Origin of the sequence: uncultured Salinicola sp., assembly GCF_937921195.1 — a bacterium.
GTDB lineage: Bacteria > Pseudomonadota > Gammaproteobacteria > Pseudomonadales > Halomonadaceae > Salinicola.
In genome coordinates this window covers 1-8,333 of record NZ_CALFQK010000119.1, presented here as the reverse complement: position 1 = coordinate 8,333, position 8,333 = coordinate 1, and the positions used below count along the sequence as shown (strand labels likewise).

Genomic DNA, 8,333 nt, shown 5'->3' with positions numbered 1-8,333 from the left:
CAAGCTGTCATCCATCCCTTTGAGTTGGCCTCGAAACCCTGCATACCACGGTCTTCATTTATTATTCGGCAATCGACGGCGTCCAATGACTCGTTAAGTCTAACGAATATCACGCACCGTAACTGCGTTGGTGTTCTGCGATACGATAACTGACGCTACGCTTAAATAAAGCAGATGGCGAATCAAACAGCATCATACCCGAATTGTTCCCTTTGTAACCAAGTATCGTGAACCGGCGAATCCATTAATTAGAATTCATGTGGAAATTCACGATCTAGCGGCTTAGGTCCACGTCGCGAGTCTGCCCTTTCCCGAGTTCGACCTGCCTGATGATGATCGGGCTGCGCGAATCGCCGCCGGGGAGCAGCACGCTGCCAGCGACATAAAAGACGCCGGAGGGGATGCCACGCACGACGAAATAGCCGTTGTCGTCGGTCTTGGCGTAGTGCGTGTACTCTCGGGCCCGCGGGTCCGCCGGTTCGATCTTGCGACCCGAGAGTGCCACGTCGGCAGCTTCGGCCGCATAGCGGGTCGCAGGCGCTACTGACACCGTCTCGCCGGCGCCGATCAACGTCCGACCATCGGACGTCTCATAGGTCAGACGCCCCTGCACGGCGGAAGTCCCGTTCTTCTCCAGCTTCGCGTACTCGTCGGCCGGAAAGGGAATCTGGCGCTTCACCACGGCCTCGTCGCTACCGGAACCACCGAAGATGTCGGGCATCTGGAACGATCCCGTCGACAGGCTCTCGCAGCCCGCCAGCACCAGTGTCATCGTCAGCGCCAAAGCGCCGAGCCGAAGATTTCCCGCCACCATCGATCCTCTCCTTGAACATTGACGCTGGTCGTCAGCGTCACGCGCATCATCCTGCCTGCCAATCGGGCAACAAGTTCGCAAGTCGTCACCAGCCCGGGGCAGTGACGGCGCACCCTTCGCTCACGGTAGCGCGTCCCGAGGCAACGCATAAGCGACGACATAGTCTCCCATGCGGGAGCCGAAAGTCCCGTGCCCGCCGGCCGTGACGACGACGTACTGGCGCCCGTCCGCTCCCCGGTAGGTCATCGGTGTGGCCTGACCGCCCGCGGGGAGCCGGGATTTCCAGAGTTCGCGGCCACTGGTCAGATCGTAGGCCCGCAGATACTGATCGAGTGTCCCGCTGAGAAAACTGACGCCACCGGCGGTGGTCATCGGCCCGCCCAGGGCCGGGACCCCGACGGACAGCGGGATCGGCAGGTCGAACGGCATGCTGTCCCTCGTCGTGCCGTTGCGATGTTGCCAGACGACTTCACGACTGCCGAGATCGATACCCGCGACCTGGCCCCACGGCGGCGCCTGACAAGGCAAGCCCAGTATCGACAGGAACGGCCCCAGCTCGACGGCGTACGGCGCTCCATGGTTGGGCTGAACGCCCTGTTCGCTGGCGGACGCCGCCGGACTGTCCTCTTCGTCGCGGGGTATCAGACGCGAGACGAAAGCGAGATAGTTGGGGCTGGTGAACATCGCCTGACGCGCCGGGTCAACCGCCACCCCGCTCCAGTTGAAAACACCGACATTGCCGGGATAGACGAGACTCCCTTCCAGCGACGGCGGCGTGTACTGTCCTCGATAGTCGAGGGAGTGGAACTGGATGCGGCACACCATCTGATCGATGGGCGAGGCGCCCCACATGTCGCTGCCGGTGAGCGGCGGCGGCAGCAGATTGAGTGTCGAACGCGGCTGGGTCGCCGCGGTGAAGTCGCCCTCGACCGCACCGTTGGGCGCCTTGACCTCGTCGATCGCCACGATCGGCTCCCCGGTCCCCCGGTCGAGTACGTAGAGGCTGCCCTGCTTGGTCGGTTGTATCACCGCCGGCAACATGCCATCGGGCGTTTGCAGGTCGAGCAGAACGGGCTGCGCGGGGGTATCCATGTCCCACAGGTCGTGGTGGACGAATTGCCGACGCCAGCGAACCCGGCCGGTGGCGAGATCCAGCGCCACCAGCGCCGCGCCGTAGGTCTCATCATTCTCGTCGCGATTGGCACCGTACTGGTCCGGCGTGGCGTTGCCGGTCGGCAAATAGACCAGTCCCAGGCGCTCGTCGACGCTGAAGGGTGCCCAGACATTGGGAGAGTTGCGGGTATAAATCCCCTCGGGCGCGATGGGCGCGGTGGCTTCCGGATTGCCACTATCCCAGTTCCAGACCAGCTCACCCGTGCTCACATCGTAGGCCCGGACGACCCCCGAAGGCTCATCGGTGGAGCCATTGTCGGTGACGTGGCCGCCGACGATGACCAGATGTTCGGTGACCACCGGAGGCGACGTGGCATAGTAGCCGCCGGGCGCGAAATCGCCGATGTTGCGGGTCAGGTCGACCTCGCCATCGACCCCGAAACCGGCACAACGCTCGCCGCTCTGGGCATCCAGCGCGATCAGCCTGGCATCGGCCGTCGGCAGGAAGAGTCGGCGTGGGCACAACACGTCCGTCTGGCCAATCGACGGCACCAGAGGCATGACAGGGCCATCGTCGCGCTCGGCAGCGCCATTCCCGGTCGCAGCGCCATCCTCGATCGCCGCGCCATTCTCCGCCGTATCGGCATAATCGGACACATCGTAGTAGGCCACACCGCGGCAGGTCATGTGAGCCCAGCCGGAGAAGTCGTCGGCGCCCATCCTGCTGAGCTCGGGATCGAAGGTCCACTGGACGTCCCCGGTCACGGGCGACACCGCTATCACCCGGCTATGGGAAGTGCACAGGAAGAGACTGTCGCCTACCTTCAGCGGCGTGTTCTCGTTGGTGATCTCCGGTGGCGAGGTGGGCGTCGCGATGTCACCGGTGCGAAGGCGCCAGGCTTCCTGGAGCTGCCCGACATTATCCGGCGTGATCTGGTCGAGAGCTGAATAGTGCGTGCCGGCATTGGTGCCGCCGTAGGCAGGCCAGTCCTCTCCCGCCACCTGCGCCTCGTTGATCACCTGCGCACTGCGTTCGGGATCGAGTCGCTCCTCGATGGCGCCCGGCGCGGTGAACTGTGCGACGACCGCCACCCCGACCGACAGGCCGACGGCGACCGACAGCGCGCCGCTCCCCAGCGGCGAGGCCACCGGCTTTCTCCACCACGGCAACAGCAGCAGGATCCCGAGCACGCAGGGCAGCGCGACCCGCGGCACCAGCTGCCACCAGTCGAACCCCACCTCCCATAACGACCAGGCCAGCGTCGCCAGCAGTAGCGAAGCGTACAGCAGCAGCGCCGCCGGATGGCGACGAATCAGCAACCAGCCGCTTGCCAGGAGCCCGAGGCCGGCGAGCAGGTAATATCCGCTGCCCCCCAGGGCGATCAGCCACCCCCCGCCCACGATCAGGATCACGCCCATGACCGCCATGAAGGCGCCCAGGGCCCAGGCGGCGAGCCGATACGGTTTGCTCGCGCTCATGTTGATGGCACTCCCCTCGCTAGCCAGCGTTCCCCGTGGGAACATCGATGCCGCCGTCGCTCGAACACGGAGGTCTTTCCTCCCGCGCCACGGCTCCCCCAGTATGGCTCAAATCAAGTATCGGGCGGGCCGACGATCATCTGACTGCCGCATATCTGGATATCGAACCGCCCCAGGAAGCTCATGCCGAGCAGCACCACATCGTCACCGATACCCGCATGGATCGAACCGGGCACCTGCCGGGCGATCAGCCCTCCCAGCCTCACACTCTCCAGCGTGGTCAGGTTGCCGCTGACCCGGCCGTTGGCCGTGGTGAACATCACCTCCGGCCCGGGCTCGATCTGCAGTGCGCGGGCGAGAGCGCGCGAGAGCGAGACGTAGGTGGCACCGGTATCGATCAGGAACGTCACTGCCTTGCCATCGACCTCCCCCGGCGCCACGAAATGCCCCTGGGCGTTGCGCTCCAGCGTGACCGGCGTCTGATCCATGAACGCCGCGGTCGCCAGTTCCGCATTGGGGTGGTCACGCCGCTGCTCCACCCCACGAAACCACCAGCCCGCCAACAGCAGTAGCAGTATCCAGAACAGCACCATCATGCCGATGCCGGTGCGACGGACACCCCGAGAGTCGTCACCCATCGCGATGGGCCGTCGCCTGCAGCCGGATCGCCCCATGCCAGGGCGCGTCCGGCGACAGCGCCCCCCCCTCGCTGGAGCACGCGGAGACACCCTTCGCGGACCAACTCGCGCGAACAGGCGCGGATCGGCGCCATCAGCGGCCGCCAGTCGTCATCCAATTGACGCGCGACCTCGGAGGGGCAGAAAGTCTTGGCCGGCCCACGCGAGTCGGCCAGCGCCAGGATCGCGCGACGCAGCGTCGCCGGGTCGGTTGACGACGCCATGGCGGCTCAGAGCAGGTCCGGGTTGAGGGTGTAGGTCCCGGTCACGCTGGATTCGGCCAGCACATGACCCGCCATCGCCTCGCGCACCTGTTCGCCGGTGAACTCCCCTGCCAGTCCCAGCGTGGGAATGTCCAGCGCGAACAGACTGAACGTATAGCGATGGACGATCTCGTCGTTCCAAGGCGGACAGGGGCCGTCGTAGCCACCATAGACGCCCGCCATGTCAGGGTCGCCGGCCAGGAATCCGGTATAGCCGTTGATGCCGCTGATACCCTTGGCGGTCTGCCCCGGCGACTTCCCCTTGGGCACCACCCCATCGGCCATCTCGCCTTCCTCCAGCAGATTGACCTCCGCCGGGATGTCGACCAGTACCCAATGGTAGAAATCGACGCGCGGCAGATCCGCCGGCAACGTCTTGCCTTCCTGGTTGACGTCGTCAGCGACACCGGGCACGTCGGGGTCGGTCACCAGCATCACGAAGCTGCGCGTCTCCGCAGGCGCATCCAGCCAGCGCACTTCCGGGTTGCGATTGTCGCTGAGGCGCATGTGCTGCTCCGGATCCGGAACGGCGAAAGCGAAGGTTGCCGGAATCGGCTTGCCTTCCTCGATACCCTTGATGGTCAAACGCATGGACTGCTCCTCTCGGTCGGAAAACAGAATCGGATAACAACGAACGCCTCGTCGATCTCGATGACGAGCGCATCCGCGAGAGATATCGACAACCTTAGGTGTCTGCGGGGATTTTGTCATGACCGCAGCAGGCAGGGCGCTGAGCGAAGCGATCAGCGGCAGAACGAGATACCCCGCATGCCGAGATGGAAATGGTTGGCATGGGCGGCGTTGTAGTCCGGGCCCAGAGTGGTTCCGAAGTAGTGACAGGCGCCCTGCTGGGCATCCTCGAGGAACCGGCCGCGCTCGCCCCCGTCCCGCCAATCGTCGAGCACGCTGATACTGCGTCCATCCTCGAGCCCGAAGGCGGCGACGTCCAGCGCCGACGCCGTGGCATGCTCGCTTCGCCTCGCGTTCTCCCGGTGATAGATGTTGCGACAGGCGAAGGAGCCATAGTGCCGGATCCTGGCGACCCGCTCGCCGAAGATTCGCTGTGACAGCGGCTGCAACTCGTGCTGCTCGTACAGGGTCCAGGCCAGGGCCAGGGGGCAACTGGCGACGAAACTGGCATTGAAGCTGACCTGGGTGTGGACCACGCGCACGACGTTCTCCAGCGGGCAGCCAGCGGCTGGCGTGTAGTCCGCCAGGGGGACGTAACGAATGTCGGGGGCGGTATCGAGTGCATTCAGGCAGGCGTCGCGATCGCCGGATAATGCTTTTAGCTTCCAGTGCGTGACTGGCGTCACGGGATCGCTGACCACCAGTGGCGCCAGAGGATTCCATTCCCGCGGGACTTTCCAGACCCCTTTATCGAGAGCGACGCCCAGCGCGATCAGCACGATGAGGAATAGAGTGGCCGGAGACGGTTTCATAGACCTCGCGAATTGAACAAGGGATTCATCGTCGGGCGGCAGCGCCCGTTCTCCCGTGGTACGGCCGTCGTCGTTCAGCGACGTTCATCGCACCGGGTTTCACACTTGCCTACCAAATCACTGCTATTCGAGCATAGTCATCTATTCTAAGCTTAGTTAACTTGTCCACGCTTAGTGACTTGTTGGGACCGCAATGGAGTGCATCGCCGGCGAGGCTGATCATGGCAGTGCATGTCGTCAGGGAGGACAACGATGCCGGGCTGTGCCAGACACCAAGACGCCTGCGGACGCTGCGACGCGCTGCTGGATTTCGATTTCACCATGGCATTCCAGCCGCTCGTCGACATCGACGAGAGCCACATCTACGGCTACGAGGCCCTGGTCCGGGGCCCCAACGGGGAGTCAGCCGCGTCCGTACTGGCGAAAGTCGACGACAGGACACGCTATCGCTTCGACCAGGCCTGTCGCGTCAAGGCGATCGAAATCGCTCACCGGCTGAATGCCCAGGGCGTGCTGTCGATCAATTTTCTACCCAATGCCGTCTACGAGCCCGAAGCCTGTATCCAGGCAACGCTGGCGGCCGCCAAGCGCGTCGGGTGGCCGGTCAGCCGGCTGTGTTTCGAGATCGTCGAGAGCGAGAGCGTCACGGATCGGCTCCACCTGCGCAATATCGTGGCCAGTTACCGTGCCATGGGCATGAAGACGGCGCTCGACGATTTCGGCACCGGGTATGCCAATCTCGACCTGCTCACCGACATCTCGCCCGACACGCTGAAGATCGACCGCCAGCTGGTCAGCAACATCGATGCCTCGCCCCGAAAGCAGATAGTGATTCGTCATATCGTCGACCTGGCACGGCATCTCGACATCAGGCTGGTGGCCGAAGGGATCGAGACCATGGAAGAAGCTCGCTGGCTCTACCGGCACGGTATTGCAAGGCAGCAGGGATACTGGTTTGCCCGACCGGTCACGGAAAGACTGCCCGTCTGCCCGGACTCGCGCTTCGCGCTGGTCAAGGGAAGGTACTAGTCGTCGCGGGACGCTCGGCAACTCCATCCACCGTACGGACTTACGGTATCCTGACTTATGACTGCATCGAAAAAGCGATTGTCACGACAGGCGGAGGCAAGCCCCTCTACCCCGGATGGACTGGATACGCTGAACATCGCGGCACTGATCTACCGGCTCGACGACGGCGTCCCGTTACTGGTCGGCGCCAATGAAACGGCGAAACGCCAGTTGCGCCTGGACGGGCGCTTCCCCGTGGCCGATCCCTGGCAGTGGCTCGATGGCGGACGGTATCCGGCCGCCGGGCGCGATCATCCCGCCCTGCTGAACGTCGCCCCCACCGCCTCGCGTCAATGGCACAGCTTCCACATCCGCCAGCACCGGCAGCCACTGCTGGCCGTGAAACTCAAGGTTTCCCCGCTGGAGGCGCCTGGCGATACCGAACCGGGGCACCACGTGTTGATCGCCATTGGCGAGATAGCCGCCGACGATGCCGAGCCGGGGCTGCTGGCCCAGCACCAGCCTCAACTGCGCCAGGTCTTCGAGAACCTGCCCATGGGCGTCTGCATGATCGACGCGGGCGGGTATTTGCGTCAGGTCAACCGCGCCTTCTGCGAGTTCTTCGGCTACCCGGAGAGCGAGCTTCTCAACGCCCACTTTCGCAAGCTGCTCCCCCCGCAGAGCCGACAGGCGGCCGAAAAACGTCATGCCGCCAGCTTCCCCAACGCCTTGAACCAGCGCCGCTCGCTGGAGGTTTGGCTTCACGACGGCGCCACGCGAACCGTGATGCTCGAGGACACCATCGGTCGTGACGAGCGGGGTACCCCCCAGCGAATCGCCTTTCTGGTCGACATCACCCAACGGCGTGATCTCGAACGTCGGCTGGAGGAGAAAAACCGTCGCCTCGAGTATCTGGCGACGCGCGACGACCTGACGGGGCTGCACAACCGTCGCATGGGCTGGGAGCTGCTCGAGCGGGCGCTGGAGCGCGGTCAGCGACTGGGCGACAAGGTCGCCGTCGCGATGCTGGACCTGGATCATTTCAAGGCGATCAACGATCGCCACGGTCACGCCGTCGGCGATACGGTACTGAAGGAGTTCAGCCACTTCGTGGCCGGCGCGCTGCGCTCGAGCGACACGCTGATTCGCTGGGGTGGAGAAGAGTTTCTGATGATTCTGCCGGGTGTCGACCGCTTTTCGGCACAGGCGACGGTGAACCGCGTGCTGGCGCAATTGCGACACCGTGTCCTGAGTCCGCTGGAGCTGCGCGTCAGCTTCTCCGCCGGTGTCGGCGAGCACCGCCAGCAGACCTCCAAGGGGCTGCTGGAGGAGGTCGACCTGGCGCTCTATCAAGCCAAGTCCGCGGGTCGCGGCTGCGTCGCCATCGCACCGGTCCCGGTCTCTCGATCGGGACGGCGTCTCGACCAGGCGTTCTCGTCACCGTAGCGAGGCGACCGGCTCCCGGCCGCCCGCCCTAGTCTCAGAAGATCGCCCGCACGGCGAGAAACAGCACCGTCGGTGCCAGCAGGATGCCGAG

Annotated in this window: 8 protein-coding genes; 2 read left to right on the top strand and 6 right to left on the bottom strand. The window is 64.5% G+C overall.

Translation table 11 applies throughout. The features are described from left to right. Positions 1 to 274: 274 nt before the first annotated feature. The 6 genes from Q0602_RS13355 to Q0602_RS13330 form a co-directional block, all read right to left on the bottom strand. Complete coding sequence (locus Q0602_RS13355) at positions 275 to 814, bottom strand: carboxypeptidase regulatory-like domain-containing protein (RefSeq protein WP_298844106.1); 540 nt, start codon at positions 812 to 814, stop codon at positions 275 to 277. 120 nt (positions 815 to 934) lie between these two features. After that, positions 935 to 3,406, bottom strand: coding sequence for a membrane-bound PQQ-dependent dehydrogenase, glucose/quinate/shikimate family (locus Q0602_RS13350; protein ID WP_298844103.1), 2,472 nt, complete (start codon positions 3,404 to 3,406; stop codon positions 935 to 937). A 113-nt stretch (positions 3,407 to 3,519) separates the two neighbouring features. Then, positions 3,520 to 4,044, bottom strand: a complete 525-nt coding sequence (locus Q0602_RS13345; protein ID WP_298844100.1) for a TIGR02281 family clan AA aspartic protease — start codon at positions 4,042 to 4,044, stop codon at positions 3,520 to 3,522. Beyond that, a complete protein-coding gene (locus Q0602_RS13340) occupies positions 3,999 to 4,307 on the bottom strand; it encodes a DUF3253 domain-containing protein (protein ID WP_298844098.1) in 309 nt (102 codons plus the stop codon). Before Q0602_RS13340 ends, Q0602_RS13345 begins: the two co-directional genes overlap by 46 nt. 6 nt (positions 4,308 to 4,313) lie before the next feature. Further along, positions 4,314 to 4,937 (bottom strand): YbhB/YbcL family Raf kinase inhibitor-like protein, encoded by a 624-nt coding sequence (locus Q0602_RS13335; RefSeq protein WP_295039007.1) that lies wholly within the window; start codon positions 4,935 to 4,937, stop codon positions 4,314 to 4,316. Between the two features lie 152 nt (positions 4,938 to 5,089). After that, positions 5,090 to 5,788 (bottom strand): extensin family protein, encoded by a 699-nt coding sequence (locus tag Q0602_RS13330; RefSeq protein ID WP_298844094.1) that lies wholly within the window; start codon positions 5,786 to 5,788, stop codon positions 5,090 to 5,092. A 252-nt stretch (positions 5,789 to 6,040) separates the two neighbouring features. On the opposite strand from Q0602_RS13330, the gene Q0602_RS13325 reads away from it, so the two are divergent. Both Q0602_RS13325 and Q0602_RS13320 read left to right on the top strand, forming a co-directional pair. Next, on the top strand, positions 6,041 to 6,817 hold the full coding sequence (locus Q0602_RS13325; RefSeq protein WP_298844091.1) for an EAL domain-containing protein: 777 nt from the start codon (positions 6,041 to 6,043) through the stop codon (positions 6,815 to 6,817). Positions 6,818 to 6,895: 78 nt separating this feature from the next. Further along, complete coding sequence (locus tag Q0602_RS13320; protein ID WP_298844088.1) at positions 6,896 to 8,242, top strand: sensor domain-containing diguanylate cyclase; 1,347 nt, start codon at positions 6,896 to 6,898, stop codon at positions 8,240 to 8,242. Positions 8,243 to 8,333: the final 91 nt, after the last annotated feature.

Coding starts and splice junctions, on each gene's coding strand:
- Q0602_RS13355 (WP_298844106.1), bottom strand. CDS start 814: ATGGTGGCGGGAAATCTTCGGCTCGGCGCTTTGGCGCTGACGATGACA.
- Q0602_RS13350 (WP_298844103.1), bottom strand. CDS start 3,406: ATGAGCGCGAGCAAACCGTATCGGCTCGCCGCCTGGGCCCTGGGCGCC.
- Q0602_RS13345 (WP_298844100.1), bottom strand. CDS start 4,044: ATGGGTGACGACTCTCGGGGTGTCCGTCGCACCGGCATCGGCATGATG.
- Q0602_RS13340 (WP_298844098.1), bottom strand. CDS start 4,307: ATGGCGTCGTCAACCGACCCGGCGACGCTGCGTCGCGCGATCCTGGCG.
- Q0602_RS13335 (WP_295039007.1), bottom strand. CDS start 4,937: ATGCGTTTGACCATCAAGGGTATCGAGGAAGGCAAGCCGATTCCGGCA.
- Q0602_RS13330 (WP_298844094.1), bottom strand. CDS start 5,788: ATGAAACCGTCTCCGGCCACTCTATTCCTCATCGTGCTGATCGCGCTG.
- Q0602_RS13325 (WP_298844091.1), top strand. CDS start 6,041: ATGCCGGGCTGTGCCAGACACCAAGACGCCTGCGGACGCTGCGACGCG.